This is a genomic window from Cohnella baijiui (assembly GCF_020731285.1).
GTDB lineage: Bacteria > Bacillota > Bacilli > Paenibacillales > Paenibacillaceae > Cohnella.
The window spans coordinates 103,108-129,457 of record NZ_JAJFOW010000006.1 but is presented as its reverse complement, the minus strand read 5'-3'; the positions used below and the strand labels follow the sequence as shown (position 1 = coordinate 129,457).

The 26,350-nt window shown below is 63.1% G+C and carries 26 protein-coding genes; 21 read left to right on the top strand and 5 right to left on the bottom strand.

The genetic code is table 11. The features are described 5' to 3' along the window. The first annotated feature begins 287 nt into the window (after positions 1-287). The 4 genes from LKX83_RS08955 (at position 288) to LKX83_RS08940 (ending at position 2,459) form a co-directional block, all read left to right on the top strand. Positions 288-716: a LysM peptidoglycan-binding domain-containing protein gene (locus LKX83_RS08955; RefSeq protein WP_227881831.1), complete on the top strand. Its 429-nt coding sequence runs from the start codon at positions 288-290 to the stop codon at positions 714-716. Between the two features lie 117 nt (positions 717-833). After that, the gene (locus LKX83_RS08950; protein WP_227881830.1) at positions 834-1,031 is read left to right on the top strand and encodes a DUF896 domain-containing protein; all 198 of its coding nucleotides are present in this window, start codon (positions 834-836) and stop codon (positions 1,029-1,031) included. Positions 1,032-1,096: 65 nt separating this feature from the next. Beyond that, entirely contained in the window at positions 1,097-1,615 is a 519-nt protein-coding gene (locus LKX83_RS08945) for a hypothetical protein (RefSeq protein ID WP_227881829.1), read from the top strand. 52 nt (positions 1,616-1,667) lie between these two features. Continuing rightward, positions 1,668-2,459, top strand: a complete 792-nt coding sequence (locus tag LKX83_RS08940; protein ID WP_227881828.1) for an HAD family hydrolase — start codon at positions 1,668-1,670, stop codon at positions 2,457-2,459. 106 nt (positions 2,460-2,565) lie between these two features. On the opposite strand, the gene LKX83_RS08935 is transcribed toward LKX83_RS08940, so the two are convergent. Further along, a complete protein-coding gene (locus LKX83_RS08935) occupies positions 2,566-3,105 on the bottom strand; it encodes a cupin domain-containing protein (protein ID WP_227881827.1) in 540 nt (179 codons plus the stop codon). 156 nt (positions 3,106-3,261) lie between these two features. Between LKX83_RS08935 and metH the strand changes: the two genes are divergently transcribed. Next, a complete protein-coding gene (metH, locus tag LKX83_RS08930; protein ID WP_227881826.1) occupies positions 3,262-6,714 on the top strand; it encodes a methionine synthase in 3,453 nt (1,150 codons plus the stop codon). Positions 6,715-7,361: 647 nt separating this feature from the next. On the opposite strand, the gene tlp is transcribed toward metH, so the two are convergent. Together tlp and LKX83_RS08920 are read right to left on the bottom strand one after the other, a co-directional pair. Next, positions 7,362-7,577, bottom strand: a complete 216-nt coding sequence (tlp, locus tag LKX83_RS08925) for a small acid-soluble spore protein Tlp (RefSeq protein WP_227881825.1) — start codon at positions 7,575-7,577, stop codon at positions 7,362-7,364. A gap of 211 nt (positions 7,578-7,788) precedes the next feature. Next, positions 7,789-8,382, bottom strand: coding sequence for a nitroreductase family protein (locus LKX83_RS08920; protein WP_227881824.1), 594 nt, complete (start codon positions 8,380-8,382; stop codon positions 7,789-7,791). Positions 8,383-8,668: 286 nt separating this feature from the next. On the opposite strand from LKX83_RS08920, the gene LKX83_RS08915 reads away from it, so the two are divergent. The 12 genes from LKX83_RS08915 (at position 8,669) to LKX83_RS08860 (ending at position 21,633) form a co-directional block, all read left to right on the top strand. Beyond that, a complete protein-coding gene (locus tag LKX83_RS08915; protein WP_370639051.1) occupies positions 8,669-10,960 on the top strand; it encodes a DEAD/DEAH box helicase in 2,292 nt (763 codons plus the stop codon). Beyond that, positions 10,957-12,390, top strand: a complete 1,434-nt coding sequence (locus LKX83_RS08910; RefSeq protein ID WP_227881823.1) for a ribonuclease H-like domain-containing protein — start codon at positions 10,957-10,959, stop codon at positions 12,388-12,390. Before LKX83_RS08915 ends, LKX83_RS08910 begins: the two co-directional genes overlap by 4 nt. A 71-nt stretch (positions 12,391-12,461) precedes the next feature. Further along, positions 12,462-13,325, top strand: coding sequence for an HAD-IIA family hydrolase (locus LKX83_RS08905; protein ID WP_227881822.1), 864 nt, complete (start codon positions 12,462-12,464; stop codon positions 13,323-13,325). A 109-nt stretch (positions 13,326-13,434) separates the two neighbouring features. Next, entirely contained in the window at positions 13,435-14,253 is an 819-nt protein-coding gene (mutM, locus tag LKX83_RS08900) for a bifunctional DNA-formamidopyrimidine glycosylase/DNA-(apurinic or apyrimidinic site) lyase (RefSeq protein WP_227881821.1), read from the top strand. Then, positions 14,254-15,099 (top strand): deoxyribonuclease IV, encoded by an 846-nt coding sequence (locus LKX83_RS08895; protein ID WP_227881820.1) that lies wholly within the window; start codon positions 14,254-14,256, stop codon positions 15,097-15,099. Next, positions 15,099-15,455, top strand: a complete 357-nt coding sequence (locus LKX83_RS08890) for a cyclic-phosphate processing receiver domain-containing protein (protein ID WP_255654418.1) — start codon at positions 15,099-15,101, stop codon at positions 15,453-15,455. Before LKX83_RS08895 ends, LKX83_RS08890 begins: the two co-directional genes overlap by 1 nt. Further along, positions 15,452-15,787, top strand: coding sequence for a thioredoxin family protein (locus LKX83_RS08885; RefSeq protein ID WP_227881818.1), 336 nt, complete (start codon positions 15,452-15,454; stop codon positions 15,785-15,787). The genes LKX83_RS08890 and LKX83_RS08885 overlap by 4 nt, the downstream gene beginning before the upstream one ends. 79 nt (positions 15,788-15,866) lie before the next feature. Beyond that, positions 15,867-16,646, top strand: coding sequence for an ABC transporter ATP-binding protein (locus tag LKX83_RS08880; protein WP_227881817.1), 780 nt, complete (start codon positions 15,867-15,869; stop codon positions 16,644-16,646). A gap of 2 nt (positions 16,647-16,648) precedes the next feature. After that, on the top strand, positions 16,649-17,671 hold the full coding sequence (locus LKX83_RS08875; RefSeq protein WP_227881816.1) for an SAM-dependent methyltransferase: 1,023 nt from the start codon (positions 16,649-16,651) through the stop codon (positions 17,669-17,671). A gap of 227 nt (positions 17,672-17,898) precedes the next feature. Continuing rightward, positions 17,899-19,458, top strand: a complete 1,560-nt coding sequence (locus LKX83_RS08870; RefSeq protein ID WP_227881815.1) for a serine/threonine-protein kinase — start codon at positions 17,899-17,901, stop codon at positions 19,456-19,458. A 136-nt stretch (positions 19,459-19,594) separates the two neighbouring features. Continuing rightward, positions 19,595-20,290, top strand: a complete 696-nt coding sequence (locus tag LKX83_RS08865) for a response regulator transcription factor (protein WP_227881814.1) — start codon at positions 19,595-19,597, stop codon at positions 20,288-20,290. Beyond that, positions 20,287-21,633: a sensor histidine kinase gene (locus tag LKX83_RS08860; RefSeq protein ID WP_227881813.1), complete on the top strand. Its 1,347-nt coding sequence runs from the start codon at positions 20,287-20,289 to the stop codon at positions 21,631-21,633. Before LKX83_RS08865 ends, LKX83_RS08860 begins: the two co-directional genes overlap by 4 nt. 119 nt (positions 21,634-21,752) lie before the next feature. Here the strand turns inward: LKX83_RS08860 and LKX83_RS08855 are convergent, their stop codons facing one another. Next, complete coding sequence (locus LKX83_RS08855; RefSeq protein WP_227881812.1) at positions 21,753-22,247, bottom strand: C40 family peptidase; 495 nt, start codon at positions 22,245-22,247, stop codon at positions 21,753-21,755. A 226-nt stretch (positions 22,248-22,473) separates the two neighbouring features. Between LKX83_RS08855 and LKX83_RS08850 the strand changes: the two genes are divergently transcribed. From LKX83_RS08850 to LKX83_RS08835, 4 genes are read left to right on the top strand one after another with little or no spacing between them, the layout of a single operon-like run. Continuing rightward, on the top strand, positions 22,474-23,334 hold the full coding sequence (locus tag LKX83_RS08850; RefSeq protein ID WP_227881811.1) for a carbon-nitrogen hydrolase family protein: 861 nt from the start codon (positions 22,474-22,476) through the stop codon (positions 23,332-23,334). A gap of 16 nt (positions 23,335-23,350) precedes the next feature. After that, the gene (locus tag LKX83_RS08845; protein ID WP_227881810.1) at positions 23,351-24,028 is read left to right on the top strand and encodes a GNAT family N-acetyltransferase; all 678 of its coding nucleotides are present in this window, start codon (positions 23,351-23,353) and stop codon (positions 24,026-24,028) included. A gap of 9 nt (positions 24,029-24,037) precedes the next feature. Then, positions 24,038-24,706, top strand: coding sequence for a GNAT family N-acetyltransferase (locus LKX83_RS08840; protein ID WP_227881942.1), 669 nt, complete (start codon positions 24,038-24,040; stop codon positions 24,704-24,706). Positions 24,707-24,746: 40 nt separating this feature from the next. Then, positions 24,747-25,523 (top strand): MBL fold metallo-hydrolase, encoded by a 777-nt coding sequence (locus LKX83_RS08835; protein ID WP_227881809.1) that lies wholly within the window; start codon positions 24,747-24,749, stop codon positions 25,521-25,523. On the opposite strand, the gene LKX83_RS08830 is transcribed toward LKX83_RS08835, so the two are convergent. Then, positions 25,520-26,173 carry a thiamine diphosphokinase gene (locus LKX83_RS08830; RefSeq protein WP_227881808.1) on the bottom strand — a complete coding sequence of 218 codons (654 nt, stop codon included), beginning with the start codon at positions 26,171-26,173 and terminating at the stop codon, positions 25,520-25,522. The two genes, LKX83_RS08835 and LKX83_RS08830, sit on opposite strands and share 4 nt — an antisense overlap. Between the last annotated feature and the right edge of the window lie 177 nt (positions 26,174-26,350).

The following is a 26,350-nucleotide window of genomic DNA, read 5'->3' as shown; positions in this document are numbered from 1 at the left end:
GCCCTCCTCGGAACGAAAGAGTACATGATGACAAATTATAACACAGAACCGGAGTTCGCACAAACACTCGTTCTCTCGGAACATCCGTTCCCAATGGCGTTCGCTTGCCTCGCGCGAGGCTCGTTCTCCGCCGCCCGGCGGCCTTCGTGTTTCCGTTTTCCTACTTATTAAAAGGATCTCGAAGGAAAGGATGAATGCCAGAAGGAACAAATGTTCGATTTTTTCGTTGACTCAAACATATGTTCGTGCTAAGATACAAACAAGAACAAATGTTTGGGGTGGCGTTCATGGTTCAAGCATGGGTACTGGGATCCGGATCGGCTTCCGCTTCGACGGCGGAAATGCGGCGCGCGGGGGATGGGCAATCTGTCGGGGCGGTGCGCAATCGCCGCGAGCGGGTTGCTTCGCTGGGATTCCGCGGAGCGCGCAGCGTCTTTTTCCTCTTGGCTTTCCTGCTGTTGTTCAGCGGCTTTGCGGTCGTACGATCGTTTGCAGGGGAGTCCGCGCCACAGCCGGCATCCGCGCAAGAGTTCACGGTGCTGGTCGACAGCGGGGATTCGCTTTGGTCGATCGCCGAATCGGTCAAGCGCGACGGCTTGGATACCCGCGAGGCAATCCATCGGATCATGAAGCGCAATGCGCTTTCGTCCTCCGAGCTGGTGAGCGGGCAGTCTTTGATCATCCCGTCTTCGATCGCTTCCCAGCCTGCCTCCTGAACGTGAATGCCCCCCTTGGAGAGGCCGACTTCGTCGGCCTCTTTTTGCCGTTAGCTTCCTTGACAACGCCCCTGCGAAAATGTCAAAGTAGAAGAGGTATTTCGGGAGGTGTCACGCATGGATATGGACCGGCTGATCGCCAGAATCAACGAGCTTGCGAAAAAGCACAAGACGGTGGGATTGACCGACGAAGAGACCGTAGAGCGCCAAGCCCTTCGGCAGCGTTATTTGGAAATCTTCAAACGCAATTTCCGCCAGGAGCTCGACCGGATCGAATTTACGGACGAGCCGCCGAAGAACAACCTTACGCACTGACTGCGCGGATGGGCCGGCCGGGCATGGATGTCGCGGCCGTTGATATCAGATAGGGGGAGCCAATCTTGTCACGCTCATGGGAACGGATGGTCGAACGCAACTCCAAGCAAGTGAACAAACGGCGTAAAAAGGAAGGAAAGCAGTCGCTATCGGCGCCGACAGCGCAAATCGACCGCTTCAAAGGACGCAGCTTCGTGATGCCGGCGCTGCTGCTTTTGCTCATTTTGTTCTATATCATTCTGTTCCAGCCTTGGTCGTCGAAGTTCAACCAGGATCCGACCATGTTTTGGCTGACGGTCGGGTGCTACGTGCTGCTCGCCTTCTTCTACGCCTTGCGCCGTCCGTTCCTCGCCGTATCCAAGGACCGTCTCGAGACGCGTCGCTTCGCCGGCTACAAGACGCTGAAGCCGCTGGAGATCCGCAAGATCGTGCAGCAGCCCGGCTACATCATCATCGAGACGGTGAAAGGCGGCAACTGGGTATTTTCCAGGCTGATGAACCGTTTCCCGATCGAAAAGATGGGCGAGCGCTTGCACGAGTTCGCGACCGCGAACAAGATCGATTGGGAAGTCAAGACGAAGTAAGTCGGCCATTTCGGCCTTAGATAGAGACGCAAGCATGGGGGAGAGAGAGAATATGACGATTCGGGCGGTGCTGTTCGACCTGGACGATACGCTGCTTTGGGACGACCGCAGCGTGAAGCAAGCATTCGAAGCGACCTGTCAAGCCGCTGCACAAGCGGCGGGCGTCGATCCGGCCGCGCTGGAGGAAGCGGTTCGCGCCGAAGCGCGCGCGCTTTACGAGACGTACGAGACGTATCCGTTCACGAAGATGATCGGCATCAATCCGTTCGAAGGGCTGTGGGGCAACTTCACGGCCGGCGAGCACGACATGTTTCGCAAAATGGCGCAAATCGTGCCCGGCTACCGCCGCGAAGCGTGGACCCGCGGACTTGCCGCGCTGGGCGTCGACAATCCGGCTCTAGGTGCCGAGTTGGCCGAGCTGTTTCCGTCTCACCGCCGCAAGCTGCCGCTCGTTTATGAAGAAACGTACGACGTGCTGAACGCGCTGAAGGGGAAGTACAAGCTCCTCCTCTTGACGAACGGATCTCCCGATCTGCAAGAAGAAAAGCTGGCGATGACGCCCGAACTCGCGCCTTATTTCGACGAGATCGTCATTTCCGGGCGGTTCGGAGAGGGCAAGCCCTCGCCCAGGCTGTTCGCGCATGCCGTCGAGCGCCTCGGCGTCGAAGTGGAAGAGGCGGTCATGGTCGGCGACAAGCTGACGACCGATATCCAAGGCGCGAACGGTGTCGGGATGATCTCCATTTGGATCAACCGGCACGGCGCTTCGCGTAACGATGAGATCGTGCCCCGCCACGAAATCGCGCGACTGGACGAGCTGCCGGAGCTGCTTGCCAAGCTCTAGTCCACGGATTCCCTAGTCAGACGCCTTGCAAGTTGCCCCAAAAAAGGCCAATCCTTCCGAAACTTCGAAGGGATTGGCCTTTTTGGCGTTTCGCGGTCGCACGGGATTACTTGACGAACGTCGGATCTTCGTACGGGTGGGCGATCCAGCCTTCGGTCTCGATAAAGAGACGGACGGCGACGACCTTTTTGGCTTCGGTCAGGGTGAAGAAGTGAACGCTGCCTTCCGGAACGGAAATGACGTCCCCGGCGGAGAGGATGACGTCGAAGTAGCCGACGCTTTCGTCGCCGCGGATGATGAAGATGCCTTCGCCTGCCGTGATGGCGCGGACTTCGTCCTCGGTGTGCGTATGGATCTGCTCGAATTTCTTCAACAGCTCCTCAATGTTCGGCGTGGACTCCGACAGCACGACGATGTCCCAGGTCTTGTAGCCGCGGCGGCTCGCCAGATCGCGGATCTCGCTGTCGAACGTCTTCAGGATTTCTTCCTTGTCTTCGGCGGACAGGTTGAAATTCTCCTGGAGTCGCTCCGGCAGCTTGGCCGGATTCCAGTGTTCGTAAAGCACTTCTTGCTTGGCCAGGAACGAGCGGACATTTTCTTCGCCTTCGATCAGTTCGCCGGTGTTGCGGACGCGGACTTTAGCCATGGATTATTCCTTCTTTCCCTATGAGAATTTATGTCTTAATTATAAACCCAATCGCCGCGGATGTCGACAACCGTCATGTAACATCTTTTCGTGTCTGTTCGATTCTGGTAGTATAGAGGTTAACGATTTTTCAGACAAGGGAAGAGGCACCTAATCATGACTGTAACCGATCCGAAACCGTCATTGCAAGAGGCGCTCCAACAACGCATCCTTCTCTTGGACGGCGCAATGGGCACGATGATTCAACAGGCCCATCTGACGGCCGCCGATTTCGGCGGCGAAGCGCTCGAGGGCTGCAACGAAATGCTCGTTCTGACGCGCCCCGATCTGATCTATGGTATTCACGCAGCCTATCTCGAGGCCGGTTCCGATATTATCGAGACCAATACGTTCGGCGCGACTGCGGTCGTGCTCGCCGAATACGATATTCCCGAGAAGGCGCGCGAAATCAATCTGGCGGCCGCACGGCTCGCCCGTGAAGCCTGCGACAAATATTCGACGCCGGCAAAGCCCCGTTACGCGGCCGGGGCGCTCGGACCGACGACCAAGACGCTGTCTGTAACCGGAGGCGTAACGTTCGACCAGCTCGTGGACGATTACCGCGAGCAGGTGCTGGCCCTCATCGAAGGCGGCGTCGATCTCATTCTGATCGAAACCTGTCAAGATACGTTAAACGTCAAAGCGGCCAGCATCGGCGTGCGGCAGGCGTTCGAGCGGACCGGCTGCGAGCTACCGGTCATGATCAGCGGCACGATCGAGCCGATGGGCACGACGTTGGCCGGACAAAACATCGAATCCTTCTACGTCTCGCTCGAGCATTTGAACCCGGTATCGGTAGGCCTCAACTGCGCGACCGGACCGGAATTCATGCGCGACCATATCCGCACGCTGTCCGCCATCGCCAAAACGGCCGTCAGCTGCTACCCGAACGCCGGGCTGCCCGACGAAAACGGCCATTATCACGAGTCGCCCGAGTCGCTCGCCCGCAAGCTCCGCGGCTTTGCGGAGCAGGGCTGGCTTAACGTCGCCGGCGGATGCTGCGGCACGACGCCGGCTCATATCGCGGCGATGGCCGAGGCGCTCCGGGACATCGCTCCCCGCAGCCAGGCCGGCGTCCATCCGCCGGCGGTCTCCGGCATCGAGACGGTGTACATCGAGAGCGAGAACCGGCCGTACATGGTCGGCGAGCGCACGAACGTGCTCGGCTCGCGCAAGTTCAAGCGCCTGATCGCGGAAGGCAAGTACGAGGAAGCTTCGGAGATCGCCCGCGCCCAGGTGAAGAGCGGGGCGCACGTCATCGACGTCTGCTTGCAGGATCCGGACCGGGACGAGGCGGAAGACATGAAGCGATTCCTCGACTTCGTCACGAAGAAGGTCAAGGCGCCGCTCATGATCGACACGACCGATCCGGCCGTCATCGAAATGTCGCTGAAATATATTCAAGGCAAATCGCTGATCAACTCGATCAACCTCGAGGACGGCGAAGAAAAGTTCGAAAAAGTCGTTCCCATCCTGCACAAGTACGGCGCGGCCGTCGTCGTCGGCACGATTGACGAGCGCGGGCAGGCGATTTCCCGCGAGGACAAGCGCGATGTCGCCGTCCGCTCGCACGACCTGCTCGTGAACAAGTACGGACTGAAGGCCGAAGACTTGATCTTCGACGCCCTCGTTTTCCCGGTCGGCACCGGCGACGAGCAGTACATCGGATCGGCCAAGGAAACGATCGAGGGCATCCGGCTGATCAAAGAAGCGCTTCCCGCATGCCAGACGATCCTCGGGGTGAGCAACATTTCGTTCGGTTTGCCCGAAGCGGGCCGCGAAGTGCTGAACTCGGTGTTCCTGTACGAGTGCACGAAGGCGGGACTCGACTACGCGATCGTCAACACGGAGAAGCTCGAGCGCTACGCGTCCATCCCCGAGCACGAGCGCAAGCTCGCCGAAGGCCTGCTGTACCGGACGAACGACGAGACGCTTGCCGCCTTTGTCGCCGCGTTCCGGGACAAGAAGGTGGAGAAAAAGGCGAAAGCTCAAAATCTCCCGCTCGAGGAACGTCTCGCCAGCTACGTCGTCGAAGGCAGCAAAGAGGGTCTGCTTCCCGATCTCGAAGAAGCGCTCGCGAAATACGCGCCGCTCGACATCATCAACGGGCCGCTCATGGCGGGGATGTCGGAGGTCGGACGGCTGTTCAACAACAACGAGCTGATCGTGGCCGAGGTGCTGCAGAGCGCCGAAGTGATGAAAGCGTCCGTGGCCTATCTCGAGCCGCACATGGAGAAGGCCGACTCGGCGGTCAAGGGCAAGATCATGCTCGCCACCGTCAAGGGCGACGTCCACGATATCGGCAAAAATCTGGTCGAAATCATCCTGTCGAACAACGGCTACCGGATCGTCAACCTTGGCATCAAGGTGCCGCCTGAGCAGCTCATCGAAGCGTACCGCGCGGAGAAGCCGGACGCGATCGGCCTGTCGGGCCTGCTCGTCAAGTCGGCGCAGCAAATGGTGCTCACCGCGCAGGACTTGCGCAGCGCCGGCATCGACGCGCCGATCCTTGTCGGCGGCGCCGCGCTGACGCGCAAGTTCACCAAGACGCGGATCGCGCCGGAATACGACGGCGTCGTGCTGTACGCCAAGGACGCCATGGACGGACTCGACCTGGCGAACCGACTGAGCGACCCGGCGCAGCGCGCCGTCATCGAGCAAGAGCACCGGGCCGCCGTCGCGACGCTTGTCGCCGAAGGCGAGCGCAAGCCGGAACTGCCGGCGGCGTCGCGTGCCCGTCGCTCCAACATATCGCCGGACGCGCCGGTGTTTGCGCCGCCGGACTACGAACGGCACGTTCTGCGCGACTATCCGCTCGCACACGTGCTGCCGTACGTGAACCTGCAAATGCTCATGGGCCATCATCTCGGGCTGAAGGGCAACGTGGAGGAGCTGCTGAGAGCCGGGGACGAACGCACGACGCAGCTGAAAGCGACGGTCGATGCGATTCTTGCGGAGTCGCAGCAGCACGGGTGGATCAAGCCGCAGGCGATGTACCGCTTTTATCCGGCGCAGTCGGACGGAAACGACATCCTGATTTACGACCCGGCCGATCGCGCGACGGTCATCCAACGGTTCTCGTTCCCTCGCCAGGCGGTCGCGCCTTTCCTATGCCTCGCGGACTTCCTTAAGCCGGTCGAGAGCGGGATCATGGATACGGTCGGATTTCTCGTCGTCACGGCGGGGAACGGCACCCGCGAGCAAGCGGAGAAGTGGAAGGAGAGCGGCGACTATTTGCGCTCGCACGCGATGCTCGCCACCGCGCTCGAAGTAGCGGAAGGGATGGCTGAACGCGTCCATCAGATCATGCGGGACAACTGGGGATTCCCGGACCCGGCGGAGATGACGATGAAGCAGCGATTCGGCGCCCGCTACCAGGGCATCCGCGTCTCCTTCGGCTATCCGGCTTGCCCGGATCTCGAGGACCAAGGTCCGCTGTTCGCGCTGATGAAGCCGGAGGACATCGGCGTGCACCTGACCGAAGGCTTTATGATGGAGCCGGAGGCTTCGGTCTCGGCGATGGTGTTCGCCCATCCGGAAGCGCAGTACTTCAACGTTGAAAAAAGTTAACCGCCTTAAATAATCCGCCTCGCGGGCGTCGGCCGATCGTCGGCTAACCGTGGGGCGGATTTGTTTTGGGCATGGACCGGGGTGTGGCCCAAGCAATCGGCCTCGGGCTCATAGGCTCGACCGTAAGAGCGCCGTCCGCACTTGTTGTTGCGAATCCCTCTGCACATCCTCATTGCGCGATCTGCATTTGTCGCGAATTCCTCTATTTGTGCGCAATATGTTCGATTTTTCGAATACAAATGCTCATTATCTCGTCAAACGGCAGGATTGGATTCGATTTTTCGAATACGATGGACCTTTTTGAGCTTCAATAGAAGGGATCTGTTCGAATTTTCGCATACACATGATCTCGCTGCGGAACGTTAGGCAGGCTTATTCGAATTTTCGCATGCACATGCCCACGCTGCTAGGGGGAGGCGCGCTTATTCGAAACTTCGCATACGCATGACCGCGCTGCTTGGGATAGGCACGCTTATTCGAATTTTCGCATACACATGATCTCGCTGCGGAACGTTAGGCAGGCTTATTCGAATTTTCGCATGCACATGCCCACGCTACTGGGGGTAGGCAAGCTTAAACGAATTTGATATCGCGATTGGCCGGGAAACACAGAAAAGAAAAGACCGGCCACCGGCCGGTCGTTCGGGTCAAGCGTTCGTTTCGTCCTGAATCTCGCTGCGCTGATCCGAAATGCTCTGGCGTCTGCGCTCGTTTTTGGCGTGAATCGCCTCGGACTCCTCCGGGCTGATCTCGTCCGCATGCTCGTCCAGGTATTCCTCGGATTCCTCCAGGTTGGAAACCGTATTCTGCACCGAGCGCTTCAGCTTCTCGGCGTTGTCCGAACGGTCGTCGGGTTTGGCCATCTGTTCTCTCCTCCTTCCGCGCGGGTTGGAAGCGCCGCTTCCGTCGCATAGCTTGGCAGTTCCGCGCGGCTTCTATACGTCGTGCCTCATCAATGCGTTCTGGCGGGGGAGGGGGAGAAGAGGGAGGCGGGGCCTTCGGCGAGCGTTAGGAGCCAGGAAGCATCGTGCGCCCGGATGAAGCCCGTTGGCTGCGATCGCAAACCCCAGGCGCTCAGACGGAGAAGTCCACGATGGATTCCTCGATCGGCCGCCGCGTGCTGGGACGCTCCGCGGCTTGCCGCTCCGGCGGCAGCGCGTCGGCGGGACCGCGATAGCCGAGCGCGACGACGGCGTGCATCGCATAATCTTCCGGAATCTGCAGCGTCGTCCGCGCCGCCTCTTGATCGAATCCGCCCATCGCGTGCGAAACGAGCCCCAGATGAACGGCCTCCAGGGCGAGATATCCCCAGGCGGCGCCGGCGTCAAAGGCGTGCGTGCGGGCCGGCGTACCTTTGTCGGTCGTCGTTTTGGACAGCACAAGGATCAGGACCGGCGCTTTGGCGCACCAGGTCAGGTTGCTCGGGTTGATGAACGTATGGAATGCCCGAAGCCGATCGGGCGTCGACGCCACGATGAAGCGCCAAGGCTGCAGGTTGTTGCCCGAAGGCGCCCAGCGGGCCGCTTCCAGCACCCGGTGCAGCAGCGTCTCCGGGACCGGCTTCTCCTGGAAAGACCTCGGCGACCATCGATTCAGAAACTGGCTTTCGATCTCGTGTTTCGCATGGCGCAGCTCCGCCACCTCCGGGAACAAAGCTAAGCGTGTCATCCCGTATCCTCCCTTTCGCGAATCTATCTCCAGTATACCCGAGCGGGAAATGAATGCACCTTTTCCCGGGAAAGCGCAGGAAGCGACAGCCGAAGCGACGTTTCGCCCGTCTCCGGACCGCTGTTTCGACCGGTTGCGGCGGGATGGACAAGCGTTCGACACGAATATTCAGAAAATTAAAAAATCATCTGCGCGCCTTTCAAAACCGGCATTTCCCGCCCGTCTGCCGTTGCTGGGCGAACATGTATTCTGTACAATGGAGAAAAAGGGACGGGAGCGATACGAAGTGAATCCATGGACGGGGAAAGCGGCAACGGTAGAGGAATGGCTGGATCATCTGCGGTCCAATCCGGAGATCATGGCGAACGTCACCTATTGGCATACGCAGCCTGCGCGGCCCGCCCGCACGGTGCCGCTGCCCGCGTCGATCGACGAACGGCTGCGCGGGGCGCTGAAACGCAAAGGCATCGAGTCGCTGTTCACGCATCAGGCCGCGGCGTTCGAGGCGGTGCGGAGGGGGAGGAGCGTCGTCACCGTCACGCCGACCGCCTCCGGCAAGACGCTGTGCTACAATTTGCCGGTCCTCCAGCATCTGCTGGCGGACGATAGCGTGAGGGCGCTGTACTTGTTTCCGACGAAGGCGCTGGCGCAGGACCAGGTAGCCGAGCTGCAGGAGCTCGCGAACCTGATGGAAGCCGACATCAAGACGCATACCTACGACGGCGACACGCCGCCGACGGTCCGGCAGGCGATCCGCAACGCGGGCCATATCGTCGTGACCAACCCCGACATGCTGCATTCGGCCATCCTTCCCCATCATACGAAGTGGGTCAAGCTGTTCGAGAACGTGCGCTACATCGTCATCGACGAGCTGCACGCCTATCGGGGCGTGTTCGGCAGCCACGTGGCCAACGTCATCCGAAGGCTGAAGCGCATTTGCAAGTTTTACGGGAACGACCCGCTGTTTTTGTGCGCGTCGGCCACCATCCGCAATCCCCGGGAGCATGCGGAGCGGCTGCTCGAAGTGCCGGTCGAGCTCGTCGACGACAACGGAGCGCCCGCTGGGGAAAAGCATATGGTGTTCTACAATCCGCCCGTCGTCAACCAGCAGCTCGGCATCCGGCGCTCGAGCGTGCTGGAGTCGCAAAAGCTCGCGTCCTTGCTGCTGCGCAGCGGCATCCAGACGATCGTGTTCGCCCGCAGCCGCGTGCGGGTCGAGATTTTGCTGACCTATTTGCAGGAGCTGGTCAAGCGGGAGCTCGGGACCAAGTCGATCCGCGGCTATCGCGGCGGCTATCTGCCGAAGCTGCGGCGGGAGATCGAGCGCGGGCTGCGCAGCGGCGAGATCCGCGGGGTCGTCAGCACGAACGCGCTGGAGCTCGGCATCGACATCGGCCAACTGCAGGCGTGCGTGCTGAACGGCTATCCCGGCTCGATCGCCAGCACCTGGCAGCAGTCGGGACGCGCGGGGAGGCGCCACGGAAGCTCCGTGACGTTCCTTGTGGCGAGCAGCAATCCGCTGGATCAATACTTGATCCAGAATCCGGACTACTTCCTCGGGCGGTCTCCGGAGGAGGCTCGCATCCATCCGGACAACCTGCTCATCCTGCTCGATCATCTGAAGTGTGCGGCGTATGAGCTGCCCTTCGAGATGGGGGATACGTTCGGAGGGGAAAAGCTAACGGACCTGCTCGAGTTTCTCGAGGAGGAAAAGGTGCTCCACCGAACCGGCGACCGCTGGTACTGGATGGAGCAGGCGTTCCCCGCGCATGGCATCTCCCTGCGGTCGGCCGCCCAGGAAAACTTCATCATCATCGACATGACCGAAGGCCATCGCGTGCTCGGCGAGGTGGACCGGTTCAGCGCGCCCACGCTGATTCACGAGGAAGCGATCTACCTGCACGAAGGGGTGCAATATCAGGTCGAGAAGCTGGACTATCCGGAGAAAAAAGCATACGTGCGCGAGGTCAATGTGGATTACTTCACCGACGCGAATCTCGCGGTCGAGCTCAAGGTGCTGCACGTCGACCAGGAAAAGGCGTCCCCCTCGGGCGCCATCGTGCGCCAATACGGCGAGCTGATGGTGACGTCGAAGCCGACGATCTTCAAAAAGCTTCGCCTGCGCACCCACGAGAACATCGGTTCGGGCCCGATCCATCTCCCGGAGGAGGAGCTGCATACGAGCGGCTACTGGTTTTCCTTTTCGGAGGAGGCGGCCGAGGCCAAAAGCGCGAACGACATGCAGTCCGCGCTGCTCGGCCTGGCGAATGTGCTCGTCCATCTCGCCCCGCTGCACCTGATGTGCGACCCGCTCGATATCCGGGTCGTCCCTCAAGTGAAGGCCGTCCACACGAAGCAGCCGACGATTTACTTTTACGACCGGTATCCGGGCGGCATCGGACTGAGCCAGCGGCTGTTCGAGATTCACGACGCGCTGTTGGCCGAGGCGGGACGGCTCATCCAGGGCTGCGGCTGCATGAGCGGCTGTCCCGCCTGCGTCGGACCGATTGAGGAGGTCGGCTTGCTCGGCAAGGATCTGGCACTCGGCCTGCTCCGGCGGACGGAGGGAACGGCGTGAGCGGCGGGCTGCGAGACCGGCTGGAGCGCCTACGCGCGCACGCCGCGGCCGTCAAGCAAGCCGAAACGGAGGCGCGCGAAGCCGCGGAAGCGGCGGACCAAGCCGCGCGGCCGGACGGCGAGCGGACGGCGGACGGGCGGAACGGCCTGCCGGAGGGATCGTCGGCGGGCGGCGCGCAAGCCGGACCCGCGTTGTTCGCGGGCCGGGACGCCTTTGCTGAACTGGGCGCAGAGGAAGTCGTGACCGATCAAGGCGCTTTTCTCCTGCGTAAGGCCGTCTACCCGCTCGAGCATCGCCATGGACACTATTTACTCGAACAGCTGCCGGTGTACGCGGCCGAGCTGAAGCCGATCGCAGCCCGGCAGAACAAAAAGCGGGCGGAGGAAGAGACCGGCGAGCGGCTCTCCGGCGACATCGAGACCGGCAAGCTGCTGTTCCTCGATACGGAAACGACGGGACTGGGCGTCGGGGCGGGCAACGTGCCGTTCATGGTCGGCATCGGCTACGCCGATCTGCAGGACCGCCTGTTCGTCGTGGAACAGCTGCTCATCCGCCATCCCGGCGAAGAGCGGGCGATGCTATCTTATCTGCTGACGCGATTCAACGGCAAGACGCATTTGGTCACCTACAACGGCCGGACGTTCGACTGGCCGGTGCTCGTGAACCGGTTCGTGCTGAACGGCTGGCGCCGAAGCGGGGCGGAGCCGGGCCATCTCGACTTTCTGCATCCGTCGCGGGCGCTGTGGCGCCATACGCTGCCTTCCTGCAAGCTCAGCCGCATCGAGGAAGACCGGCTCGGCATCATCCGCAAAGACGACGTGCCGGGCTCGCTCGCGCCGGAGCTCTATATGCGTTATTTGAGCGAAAGGGACCCGGAGCATTTGCGGGGCGTCTTCCTTCACAACGAGCGCGACATCCTGACGCTCGCGACGCTCTCCATCCACTTCGGCGGACTGCTGGCGGGTCGGCTCGGCGCCGAATGGGCGCTGCCCGAGGAGTCGGAGGAGCTGTACCGGACCGCCGCGTGGCTCGATGCGCACGGCGCGGAAGCGTACGCGGAGCGGCTGTACGAAGCTCTGCTCGCAAGACGGGGGGAGCCCGCGTCGGAGCGATGGGTGCTGCCGGCCGCGGCGCGTTTCAAGCGGCTCGGCCGGCTGGACGAGGCCGCATCGCTTTGGCTGCGCGCCGCCGAAGCGGCGGAGCGGAGCGCGCTGCCCTCCGTCGAAGCGCACGTGGAGCTCGCGATGCTTTATGAGCATCGCCTCAAGGATCTGCCCCAGGCGCTCCGCTATGCGGAGCGGGCGCTGGAGCTCGCGCGGCGCAAACCGCTTCCCGCTCGGGATCCCGCCCGCGGACGGGCGGAGCGGGAAGCGCTGGCGAGGCGGATCGAGCGGCTGCTGCGCAAATCGAACGCTCCGATCGCCCGCTAAAGCTTGCGGAACAGGCGGCAAAACGGTATTGTTGGGACAGATATCCATCGCAACAAGGGGGAAACGTAACCGTGGAGAGCTCGACGCTCACGCTGCGGCCGGAGGCCGTGTCGCGTCCGCCCAAGGCGCTGCTGTTCGATCTGGACGGCACGCTGTACCGGGGGGACGCGCTCATTCCCGGCGCCGATCGGCTCGTCGCGGATCTGGAGGCGCAAGATTTGCCTTGCTGGTATTTGACGAACAATTCGACGCGGACGCCCGCGCAAGTGGCGAAACATCTGCATAAAATGGGTATTCCGGCTCGCCCGGACCGGGTGATCACCTCCGCGATGGCGGCCGCCGCCTACGTACGGGAACGCCATCCGGGCGCCGCGGCATACGTCGTTGGGGAGCACGGCTTGCGGGAAGCGCTCCGCGAAGCCGGACTTCGCTTGCTCGACCCCGACAGCGCGGAGCCGGCGCAAGTCGTCGTTCAAGGCATCGACCGCGCGCTCGCCTACGACAAGCTGACCGAAGCGGTCGGACATCTGCTGGGAGGGGCCGCGTTTGTAGCTACCAATCCGGATCGGCTGCTGCCGGTGGACGGCGGATTTCTGCCCGGCGCAGGAAGCATAACGGCGCTGCTGGAAGCGGCGACGGGCGTTCGCCCCGTCGTCATCGGCAAACCGAGCGGCATCATCATGGATTATGCGCTGGCGCTGGCCGGCGTCGCGGCTGCGGACGTCTGGGTCGTCGGGGACAATCCCCACACCGATATCGCCGCAGGCGCCGCGGCAGGCTGCCCGACGCTGCTCGTTCTCACCGGGCTGTGCGCCCCGGACGATTGGCGCCGACGGTGCGAGACGGCCGGCGTTCTTCCTGACGCGGTGTGCGCCGGTCCGGCGGAGCTGTACGCGCTCCTCCTCGAAACGGGACGCGGGCCGGGAAGATCTTGATCCGCGCCATCGCTTCATCCGCTTCGCCTTCCTTGCACGCGCGCAGGACGAAGCCGTCAGCACTTACATACGAAGATCCGCAAGGATGAAACGAAGGGATTGAACTGGAATGCCGGAATGGCCCGAGATGGATACGTATCGCCGCCTGCTGTCGCCGCTCTTGAACGGCCGCGTCATCTTGCGAGCGGTCGTGAACCGCGAGAAGACGATCAACGAAGCGCCCGAGGCGTTCGCGGAAGCGCTGGAAGGCAAACGCATCCTGTACGTGGAGCGGCGAGGCAAGCATCTGCTGTTTCACCTGGACGACGGATACCGCCTGCTCCTCCACCTCATGCTCGGCGGCTATTTGCACTATGGAGAGCATGCGCCGAAGGAAGACGAACACTATCAGGTCATTTTGACATTCGACGACGGCAACCGATTGTTCTTCGGCGGTTTGCGGCTCGGCTTTTTGCACCGTCTGAGCGCCAAGGCCGCGCTGGAGCAGCTGAAGGAACTCGGACCCGATCCGTTCGACGCCCGTCTGACGGCGGCCGCCTTCAAGGACCGGCTGTCGAAGCGCCGCGGCAAACTGAAGTCCGCGCTCACGGACCAGAAGTTCCTCTCCGGCATCGGCAACTGCTATGGAGACGAGATTTGCTTCGACGCCGAGATCCGGCCGGACGCCGCGATTCCCGAGCTGACGGAAGAGACCAAGGATCGCCTCTTCGCGTCGATGCGAAGCGTGCTGACGGAAGCCGCCGCCAACGGGGGGTATATGGACCGTCCGCTCACGCCGACGGATACGTTCACCGGGGGCCACGACGACAAAGTGAAAATTTATGACCGCGAAGGCGAAGCCTGCCCGCGCTGCGGAGGCACGATTCGGCTCGAAACGCTGTCCGGGCGCAAGATGTTCTACTGTCCGGACTGCCAGCGGAACGCCTGAATGACGGCCGTCGGCAGTCACGTGAGCACGCGCCGCGGCTTCCGGGAGGCGGCGCGCTGGGCGAAGGAGATGGGCGGCGACGCGTTCCAGTACTTCCCTTCCAATCCGCGGACGCTTCAGCTCAAGCGATTCGACTCGGGCGACGCAGAGCGGTGCGCGTCATGGTGCCGGGAGGAGGGCGTCGTCTCGATCGGCCACTCGGCCTACCTGCTCAATCCCGCCGCCGAAGGAGACGTTGCTCTGCAGATGGCGGCAAGTGCGCTGAACGATCTGGCGATCGCGGAGGCGTGCGGCTCGCTCGGCACGGTCGTCCATTTCGGCGTGATCCGGGGAGACGATCCGCTCGCCGGCTACCGGCGCATCATTGATTGGCTCAATCGCGTGCTCGCGCAATGGCAAGGCGATGCGAAGATCTTGCTGGAGAATCAGGCAGGCGACCACGGACCGGCCGGAACGACGCCGGAGGAGCTCGTCCAGATCCGCAGCCTGTGCGAACGGCCGGAGCGCATCGGCTTTTGCCTGGACACGTGCCATCTGTTCGCGAGCGGCGAATGGAACGGAGCGAACGGCGAAGCGTTCGGACGGCGCTGCGATCGGCTAGGCTTTTGGGACGGGCTCGTCGCCGTCCATCTGAACGATTCGCGCCATCCGTCCGGTTCGAGGCGAGACCGCCACGCGGCCATCGGTGAAGGCCACATCGGCGATGCGGGATTCCGCGACCTGCTGGCGATTCCGGGTTTCCGCGGCGTTCCGCTCGTTCTGGAGACGCCGCCGGACGCCGACGGCACGCATCGGGCGCAGATCGCTCGGGTCCGGCAATACGGGGAAGGGGAGAATGTCCAGTGATGAACGTTTTTTTGGACGACGTGCGACCTTGTCCGCGAGGCTTCGTCGTTGCGCGATCCGCGGAGGAATGTCTGCTGCTGCTCGCGGAGCACGAGGTCGGCATTCTTTCGCTCGACTTCGAGCTTGGCATCGGGATGCCGAACGGCCTATCCGTCGTGCACGGCATGATCGCGGCAGGGCGATATCCGGCCAGCGTCTATGTCCATTCCTCCAGCATGATGGGCCGCGCGCAGATGGTGTACGAGCTGCGGCGGGCGCAGCCTGCCGGCGTCGACATTCACGACGGACCGATGCCGCCCGAGGTGCTCGACGCGGCCGCTCGCGCCGCCGGCGACCGGGGGATCGCGGGCCGATGAAGGAATGGGCGGCCGGCCGATGGGCGGCGGAGCTTGCGGCGCGCGAAGGCCCGCTCGCGCTCTTCGTCCACACACCGCTGTGCGGCACGTGCGCCGTGGCGCGGCGCATGCTTGAAGTCGCCGAAGCGTCCTCTGATGGCGTCGAGGTGCAGGCGGCCAATCTGAATCTCATGCCCGGGCTCGCCGAGCAGTTCCGGATCGAGAGCGTGCCGTGTCTCTTGACCCGCCTGCCGGACGGCACATGGCGCAAGCGATACCGGTTCGGTACGGTCATGGAGGTCGCGGCGAGCCTTGACGCGCTCTTGGCGCCGGACGATGCGCAGGGGCGATGATCGAAGGGGATTAACGGCTGCAGGCTTCCGGGAGGATGAGCTTGCGCCGTCGGCAGGACAGGGGAGAGGGGAAAAACAGATGATTCATTTGCAACAACTGACGCTGCGGCGAGGAAAACGCGATATCCTTCAAGGCGTCGATCTCAAGGTGAACAGCGGCGAGCGTTGGGTGCTGCTTGGGCGCAACGGCTGCGGCAAGTCCACGGTGCTCGAGATGATCAACGGCTATCTGTTCCCGACGAGCGGAACGGTCGACGTGCTCGGCCACCGCTTCGGTCAGGTGGACGTTCGCGATGTCCGCAAGAAGATCGGCAACATCGGACCCGCGCTCATCGACAAGCTGGTGCTTCGGGATCCCGTGTGGGAAATCGTCGTCGGCGGCATCAACGCGTATTTGCGCATCTACGAGCAAGTTTCGCCCGAAGTGCGGGAGCAGGCACAGATGGAGCTGGAGCGGGTCGGCCTCGCGGCGCTGTCCGAGCAGCCGTTCGGCACGCTCTCCCAAGGGGAACGCAAAAAGGTGCTGCTCGCCCGCACGATGATGGCCTCCCCGGAGCTGCTCATCATGGACGAGCCCTGCGCGGGGCTGGATCTGTTCGAGCGCGAGCGGTTCCTGGAATCGCTGCGCCGCATCTTGAGCGATCGCGAAGGCATGTCCATGCTGTACGTAACGCACCATATCGAAGAGATTATCCCGCTGTTCACGCACGTCGCCCTCATGGCGGACGGCCGCATCGTCGCGGCCGGGCCGAAGCGGGACGTATTGACGCCGGAGCTGCTGGAGTCCGCCTACGATCTGCCGGTTCAAGTTGCGTGGCAGGACGAGCGGCCTTGGATCCGAGTCGGAAAGGGGCTATGAAAATGACCGCGTTCATCGCGACCGCCAACCCGGGATTTGCGCCTTACGCCATGGAAGAGCTGCGCAGGCGCTTCCCGGGCATCGCGCTGTCCGGACTGGCGCCGGGCGAGACGTTCCGCCTGCAACATGACGATTACAGCGACGAGGAATGGATTGCCGCGCTTCGCCGGGACGAGCCGATTTTTCTTCGGCACGTCTTTCCCGTGACGGAGGAGATCGCGATGCCGGCTTCGCCGGAAGAAACGGCCGCGGCGCTCGCGCGCTTCGCCGCTTCCCGTTCCGCGGACGCGAAAGGATCCGCCGTTGCGGTGCAGGTGCGCAAATCGCAAGACAGCCCGTTCCCGTTCTCTTCGGCGGAGGCGAGGGACTTGATAACGCCGATCCTGCGGGAAGCCGGCGCCGAGACGGTGGCGCGGGACGCCCGTTGGATCTTGTCCGTCTATGCCGTGAAGAAGGCGATCTACTTCGGCTGGTCGGCGCCGCGGGACAATCTGTCCGACTGGCCGGGCGGGGCCGTCCGCTTCCGCCGCGAGGAAGGCCTCATCTCCCGCGCGGCCTTTAAGCTGCTCGAGGCGGAGACGACGTTCGATCTGCCGCTGGCCCGCTTTTCGAGCGCGCTCGACCTGGGCGCCGCCCCGGGCGGGTGGACCTCGGTGCTGCTCGAGCGCGGTTTGCGGGTGACGGCCGTCGATCCCGCGGAGATGCATCCGTCGCTGTCCGGGCATCCGATGCTCCGTCATCTCCGGCAGAACGCCTCGGAGCTCTCGTTCCGGCCGGGCTCGTTCGACCTGCTCGTCTGCGACATGAGCTGGGACCCGCACCACACGTGCAAGATCGTCACCCAGCTCGCGCCCGCGCTGACCGCCGGCGCGTCCGGGTTGATCACGTTAAAGCTGATGTACCGCAAGCCGCTGCAGACGATCGCGGACCTGCTCGCGGCATACGGCGAGTCGTTCGAGATCCGCAGGGTGAAGCAGCTGTTCCACAATCGAGACGAAGTGACGATCTGGGTGCGGCGGCTGTAAACCCCGCCGATGTAAGCCCCGCCGCGAAGGTGTCCGCGCCGCAAAGCGCTTTTCGGAGAAGTCGATCTGTGCTACAATGCGATCAAACGAACGAATTCCGAATCCGAATCGACCCATTTCTGGGCGATGGCCGGGAAAGCATCCCGCATCGGCCGGCGGTACCCGTATGGGTGCCGTCGCCGCTGCGGGATTTTTTTTGGCGAATCGCCCTCCGGAGGGACCGAAAGATGAACCGAGCTGCGAATGATATGGGGGATGCCTTTGCGTCCGGCGGCGCCGTCGTCGCCGGACGTTACCGGATCGAGTGCCGTATCGGGAAGGGCGGGATGGGCAGCGTGTACTTGGCGGAGGATTTGCGCCTCGGCGGCAAATGGCAGGCGCTGAAGATCACGCGGCCGTACCCCGAGGAGCGCGACGCCTTCATCGCGGAAGCGCGGGTGCTGAGCGCCCTGGATCATCCGCATCTGCCCCGCATCGTCGATTATTTGCCGCCCGACGAAGACGGACTCGCCTGCATCGTGATGGATTATGTGGCGGGAGAGACGCTGGCCGACCGCTTCGAGCGGTTCGGCCGGGCGCTTCCGTTCGCGAAGGCGGCACGTTACCTGATTCATCTGGCCGGGGTGCTTGCCTATCTGCACGCGCGGACGCCGGCCATCGTCTTCCGGGATCTGAAGCCCGCGAACGTCATCATCGACGGCATGGACCGCGCCGTTCTCGTCGACTTCGGCATCGCGCGGCAATATCGGCCGGGCGCGGCCGCGGACACGATGCGGCTCGGCACGCCCGCCTTCGCCGCGCCGGAGCAGCTGCGGGGCGGCCAGACGGATACGCGGACGGACTTGTACGGCCTGGGTGCGCTGGCCTATTATTTGCTGACCGGCGGCGCTTACGCGGCATCGCGGGCGCTGACCTGCGGCGTTTGGCAGGACGACGTCCCGGCGCTATTCCGCGAGTCGGTCGAACGGCTGCTGGCCCAGCGGCCGGAAGACCGGCCCGCCGGCGCGGGCGAAGTGCTGCGGGCATGGGGGCGCTATGCCGCCGCCTCCGAGGATGCGGCTGTCTCCCGGTCGCCGAGCCGCGGCGGCGTGCAGGTCGTGGCGCTGGCGTCCGCCTATCCGGGCGCCGGCGGGACCTTCACGGCACAACTGCTCTCGCGCCACTTGGACGAACGGGGCGTCGCGCACGCGCTCGTGGAGTGCCCGGGCGCAGAGCCGGAGCTTGGCCGCCGGTTGGACGGCGAGCGGCGGATGCCGCGGCGGTCGGTCTACGCCGATCCATCGGGCACGGGCCCGGTACAGCCGGCTTGGCGCAGCGGCTGCGCCGCCTATTACCCGCTGCCCGACACGCCCGCGGCTGTAGAGCCGCCCGTGCCCGCCTTCGGCGTTTGGCTGCGCAAGCTCGGCGAGCCGATCGTGCTGCTGGACGTCTCGAGCCGCTGGCTGGACCCCCGGACGGCAGCTTGGCTGGCCGCCGAGGCGGACCGCCTTTGCTTCGTCGCGGACAGCATGCCCGCGAAATGGAGCGAGCGCCGGCAGCGCGCCTGCGCGGAGCTGCTGGGCGCGATCCGGGGACGCGGCGCGTCCTTCGACTGGATCGCGAACCGCGATCACGCTTTCCCGGGCCGTGAGGCGTGGCTTTCGCTTTTCCCCGAACCCCCCGCGTTGCGCCTGCCCCTCTGGTCCGGCGAGGATGCCGCCGCCGCGCTTTGGCAGGGAGAAGGCGTTCGGCTGAAGCCGCGGGAGGCGGCCTCCGTTGACGTGTTTTGGCGGAGCGGAGCCCGCTAGGCGCGTGCGCGGCCGGGGGAGCCGCGACGGACTTCCCGCCCGCCCTCGGACAGTCGATTCTGGGTAGACAGACATGGTACAATGGAAAGAGGTCTGGATTGATTTTTTGACTTGCCGATAACAGAGGTGACAAGCAATGGGTGAAAGAATATTGATTATCGAAGACGAGGACGGCATCGCGCGCGTCCTGACGCTCGAGCTGGAGCATGAGGGCTACGAGGTCGGACGGGCGATCGACGGCCGGACCGGACTCGAGATGGCGATCGGCGGCGAATGGGATCTCGTGCTGCTCGACGTCATGCTTCCCGAGCTGAACGGGATCGAAGTGCTTCGTCGCCTCCGGCAGAACGACCATGCGGTTCCCGTCATTCTGCTCACGGCGCGCGATACCGTGCCCGACAAGGTCAGCGGCTTCGAGCACGGCGCCAACGATTACGTCACGAAGCCGTTCGCCATGGAGGAGCTGCTCGCGCGTGTGCGGAACCTGCTGCGTATTTTCAAGGCATCGCGCGACGGAGAGAGCGAGGACGTGCTGAAGATCGGCGACCTCACGATCGAGCTGATCACCCGCAAGGTGTTCCGCAAGGACCATGCCATCGATCTGACGCCGCGGGAGTTCGAGCTGCTGCTCTACCTGGCGCGCCACCGCAACGAGGAGAAGACCCGCGACGAGATTTTGTCGGACGTGTGGGGCTACGAGTATATCGGCGACACCAACGTCGTCGACGTCTACATTCGCTATCTTCGCCAGAAAATGGACAAGGGCTACCGGCACAAGCTGCTGCACACCGTGCGCGGCGTCGGCTACATGCTCCGGGAGCCTGAAGCATGACGCTTAGGCTCCGGTTTACGCTTTTCACCGTCTTTTGGCTGATCTTCATCCTCATCCTGTACAACGTCTTCGTCTACTTCTTCGTCATCCGCGTCACGACCCGCGGGGAGCTGCAGCTCCTCGCGAACAAGGCGGATCTCGTCGTCGAGACGCTGCGCAAGCAGAAGATGGTCGGCATCGACGATCCGAAGCTGCTGAGCGATATGTACAACGTGAACGAGATGATGCGGATCGTCACGGCGGACTCGCGCGTCATCAACACGGTCGGCATCGACAAGGAGCTGCTCTCGATTCCGGTCGACGTGCGGACCGTCTCCCGTTCCGAGACGCTGCGGCTGAACGGGCAGCGGGTTCTCGTCTGGTCGGTCCCGATCTACGAGGAGCATCGGCTGATCGGGGAGGTGGAGAGCGCGCGGCGCCTCACCGTCCTCGACGGCTATTTGAAGATCCTGCTCGGCGCGCTCAGCGTGACCAGCGTCGGCGCGATTCTGTTCGCGATTCTCGGGACGTATTGGTTCACTTCGCGCCTCACCGGGCCGATCGGCCAGATGGTTCAGACGATGCGGGAAATCGACCGCAGCGGCAAGCTGCAGCGCGTCAAGATGGGGCAGGAGGAGTCGATCGAGCTGCAGCAGCTCATCCGCGCCTTCAATCAGATGATCGAACGGCTCGACCGGACGATCGAGCGGCAAAAGCAATTCGTCGCCGATGCCTCCCACGAGTTGAAGACGCCGCTCACGGTCATCGGGAGCTATGCGGACATGCTGAAGCGCTGGGGACGGGACAACGTCGAGGTGCGGGACGAGGCGATCGAGGCGATCGCCAAGGAGACGGAGCGGCTCAAGAAGCTGACGCGCTCCATGCTGACGCTCGCCGAAGCGGAGCAGGACGAATGGCTGAACCGGACCCGGTTCGACGCCGTCGCCGTCGTCAAGGAGCTGTCCGGCGTGCTTGGGACGACATTCCAGCGGGAGATCCGCGTGCACGGGCCCGGCTCCTCCGTCCAGATGACCGGGGACAAGGACAAGATCCGTCAGATGCTGCTGATTTTGCTGGACAACGCGATCAAGTACAGCAAGGAGCCGATCGACGTGCGGATCAAGTCCGACAAAAACTCGGTGCAGCTGGACGTGACCGACTATGGGCTCGGAATTCCCGAGACGGAGATTCCCTACCTGTTCGAGCGGTTTTACCGGGTCGACGAAGCCCGGCACCGGTCGACGGGGGGCAGCGGTCTCGGGCTGTCCATCGCCAAAAAGATCATCGAGCTGCACAACGGCAGCGTCGAAGTGTTCAGCAAGCCGGGCAGCGGCACCACGATCGCCATTACGTTTCCGCGGTAGCGGGGACGGATGGGCGCGCGAAAAAGAACGGCAGCACCGGATCCGGGGGATCCGAGGCTGCCGTTCTTTGGTTGCCGGGCCGATATGGCACAGCAATAAGGTTAACAGGTTGGGGCGGGTTACAGGACGCGGCGAGCGGTCACGTAGTGCGATTTCCAGTAGCTGGAGCTCAGGCTTGTGATCGTGACGCCGGGCTTTCCGTACGTATGCAAAATTTTGTTGCTGCCGATATAGACGGCGACATGGCCGATCTTCGAGCCGGTGCGCGACGTTTTGAAGAAGACGAGGTCGCCTTTTTTCAGGTTCGCTTTGGCGACTTTCTTGCCTTTGGATGCCTGAGAGCTGGATACGCGAGGCAGCTTGACGCCGTATTTGCCGAATATGTATTGCGTGAAGCTGGAGCAATCGAATACGGAGGTCGCACCGGAAGGCGCGCCGAAGCGGTATTTCACGCCCAAATATTTTTTGCCGAGAGTAATGATTTTGTCCGCTTTGGTCGTGGCAGCGGAAGCTTTCGGCGTGTGGACGGCAGCCGTGCCGGCGAATCCGATGGCGGCGACGAGGCCGAGGGTGACGACTTTGCGAACGACGTTGCTCTTGATGCGCATGCTCATGTTGTTAAAAGTCCTCCATCCTGATGTAAATCGTTTTCCGATGACGTTGAAACCGAGTATAGCAGACATGAAACCGCCTATATTTTCCCAAAAAGAGCGGAAAGATAGGGGTTATGGGGGCTAATAAGCTTTTCTTAGAATTCGATGAGAATTCTCTCATCGCTAGCAAAACTTGCCGATCGGCGGCCATTCCCTATAATGAAGGGGAGGAGAGGGGGATTCCGACATGAAAATGAGAGTGTCCGCTGTACAATTCAACCTGCGGGACGTCGGCGATGTCGCGTCGTATCGCGGGCAGGTTGCCCACTACGTGCGCAACGCGTCGGAGTACGGCGCTCAGTTCGTCCTGTTTCCGGAATTCGTCACGACGCCGTTGCTGTCCATCGGCGAAGCGCCCGGCGGAGCCGGCCAGCCGATCGAGCGGTTGCTCGACTATACGGATGAATATATCGCGCTTTTCTCGGGCCTGGCCCGCGAATACGGCGTCTATATCGTCGGGGGCACGCACCTGACGAAAAAAGGCGGCGCTTTGCGCAATACGGCTTATTTGTTCGCGCCGGACGGCAGCTGCGAAACGCAGGACAAGCTGCACATTACGCCGACGGAGAAGGAAGCCTGGAACGTCACGGACGGCGATGGCGTCGCGGTCTTTGACACGCCCTACGGCCGGATCGGCCTGCTCACCTGCTATGACATCGAGTTTCCGGAAATCGTACGGATGGTGCGAGCCAAAGGGGCGGACGTTATCTTTTGTCCGTCCTGCACGGACGACCGCCACGGCTTTTACCGCGTCCGCTACTGCTGCCACGCGCGCGCGGTGGAGAATCAGATCTATATCGTGACGACCGGCACGGTCGGTTCGCTGGAACGCGTCGACTTTATGCGGGCGAACTACGGCCAAGCGGCCGTCATCACGCCGAACGACATCCCGTTTCCGCCCCGCGGCATTCAATGCGAAGGCGAGATCAACGCGGACATGCTGATTACCGCGGATCTCGACCTGTCGCTCCTCGAGGACGTCCGCCGGGCCGGATCGGTCACGACCTGGCGCGACCGCCGCACGGACTTGTATCCGGACTGGTCTTGAGAAAGGCGGCGGGGCGATGAGAAAGACGTTGTACGTGACGGACGGGGAGCGGATGGCGGCCGCTACGATCCGCAACTATGGGCGGAGCGACTTCGCGGGATTGATCGAGGTGCAGGCGGAAAGCTTTCCGCCGCCGTATCCGCCCGAGCTGTGGTGGAACGAGCGGCAGCTCGAAGCTCACGCAACCTTGTTTCCCGAAGGCGCGCTCTGCGCGGAGATGGACGGCCGGATCGTCGGTTCGATGACGGGGCTGCGCCGCACGTTTCGCGAGGGCGACCGACACGACTGGGCTTCGGTGACGGACGAAGGGTATATCGGAACGCATGAGCCGGATGGAGACACACTGTACGTCGCGGATCTGTGCGTGCGGCCGGCTTACCGCCGGTACGGGCTGGGCAAATGGCTGATGCAGTCCATGTACGAGACCGTCGTTCAGTTGGGATGCGTCCGATTGCTTGGCGCGGGACGAATGCCCGGCTATCGCGCGGCATCCGGGGAGCTGACCCCGGAGCAATACGTCGCGGAAGTCGCGGCAGGACGCCGGAAGGATCCGGTGCTGACGTTCATGCTGCGCTGCGGCCGCGTTCCGGCCGGCGTCGTTCGCGACTATCTGGACGACGAGGAATCGGGCGGGAACGCGGCGCTGATGGAATGGCGCAATCCGTTTATCGGACCCCAACAAGAGGAGGAATAAGCGATGTCATTGATCTATCATAAAATCGCCTCGGCGGACGACCCCTACTTTGCGAAAATGCACCGGCTGATGGGGGAGGTATTCCCGCCGGAGGAAGTGCTGGCTTACGAACTTTGGAGAGAGCCGCTGCTCGATCCGACCATCCACGTCTATGTCGCCATTCTGGACGACGAGGTCGTCGGCGCGACGGAGTATCGGTACCGGCCGGAGTTCCAGGCGGCCATGACCGACTTTACGATCGTAGGGCGGCCGGGGCTCGGCATCGGCCGGTTCCTGCTCGTGCAGCGGGAAGACCATCTGCGCCGGCTGGAGGCGGAGAGCGGCACGACGTCGCTCGGCATGTTCGCGGAAATCTACGATCCGGCGCTTGCCGGCCCACCCGAAGGGCGCGTGTCGCCGATGCATCCGGCCGTCCGCCGGGAAGTGCTGTCGCATCTTGGCTTCAAAAAGCTCGACATCGATTACGTCCATCCTTCGTGGGACCATGAAGGCAAGGCCGTGCGGGGGCTCGACTTTTGCTTCCGCCCGACGGACGCGTCCCGCGAGACGCTCCCGGCTTCGCTTGCGAGCGGCTTCCTGCGCTGGTATTATTCCGCGCTGCCCAACAAGCCGCAGGAGTGGCATGACATGATGTCGCGGCTGGAAGCCCGCGAAGCGGTCGACCTGCTGCCGATTTGACGCGGGCCGGCTTGCGACGGGGAAGGGCGATCGACGCGAAATGATGAAGATTACGATACTGGGCAACGGAGATTCGATGGGAACGCCGCGGGTTTACTGCGAATGCCCCGTCTGCTCGGAGGCGCGGACGACCGGCGCGAACGCGCGGCTCCGGTCGTCGGTTTGGCTCGAGGCGGAGGGAGAAGCGCCGCTGCTCGTCGATTGCGGTCCCGACTGGCGCACCCAGATGGAGCGGCTCGGCGTGCGCCAGGTCCGGCAAGGATTGCTCACTCACGCGCATTTCGACCATATCGGAGGATTGGCCGAATGGGCGGACGCCTGCCGCTGGCGCCGGGAGACGGCGCGTCTGTACGGACCGGCTGAAGTGCTCGCGGAAGCGGCCGAGCGGTTCCCCTGGATCGGCAGCCGGCTGCTGTCGACGCCCAACGATGCGGGAATGTCTTACGGCAATTGGGACATTCGAACGTGGAAGGTGAACCACGGCAAGAACGGCTATGCTTACGCCTACCGATTCGACGATCGGACGAGAGGCGTCTCTTGGGCGTATTGTCCCGATTCGATCGATTTGACCGAAACGCAAAAAGCCCCGCTGCGGGGCTTGTCGCTGCTCGTGCTCGGCACGAGCTACTACCGGGAGCCGTTTCCGAAGGAGACGCGCTCATTGTACGACGTCGTCGAGGGGCTGGCGCTGCTCGAGGAGTTGGGCGTCCCCTCGGCCGTTTTTACGCACTTGTCCCACGATATCGACGTGCGGCGGGATTACGCGCTGCCGCCTCGGGTGCGTTTCGCGCATGCCGGGCTTGTCCTGACGGTTTAGTCGCGACTGCGGATGACGAGAAGCCGGCCGCTGCTGATCTCGACATCCCCGCTAGCCGCGGAGAGCCGGTTGCTGATGCCGAGCGTCATGCCGAGCTTCAGCGTCGCGTCCGTCAGCGGGTAGGCGAAGCCCGTCAGGGTCACGCCGGTCACTTCGAGGGTCAGCGGCAGCAGCGAGACATACGGATAGCGCTCATCCGCCTCCAGCCGGCACCGGTCGGCCAGGAGGCGGATCTCGTTGTGGGCGTCGACGAGTCTCGCCGTCGCGCCCTCCTCCAGCGCGACGGCGAGAAGGTGGACGTTCGCCAAGCTATGGTCGAATCGGGTGCCGAGTCCGCCGAGCACCACGATGTCGCGATAGCCGCGATCGAGCGCTTCGCGCAGCGCGAGCTCGGTATCGGTCCAGTCTTTGTCGACGGCATCGTAGCCCCGAAAATGCTCGGCGCGGCTCCGGACGGCGGCCAGCTCGGCTTCGTCGACCGAATCGAAGTCGCCGAGCGCCAGGTTCGGCGTATAGCCGTGCTCGACGAGGAAGGCGGCGCCGCGGTCGGCACCGATCAAATAGTCGTCCGGCCGGATGTGCGCCAAGCTCCACGGCCCGAGGCTGCCGCCGGCGAGAATGACGGCGCGCCGATATTGGCTTTCGGTCATATCGGATGTTCCTCCCATGCGCAAGACGGCGCAAGATCTGCAATAGGTCCAGTATAGCGGGTATTCGGACGGGATGCGACGCCAAAAATGACCGTTGCGGCAGGGCGCGGACAATCGGTACAATGGATTAGGTTTGATTTGAGCTTCGGGGGTTGTCGACGTTGCATTGGACGCTTT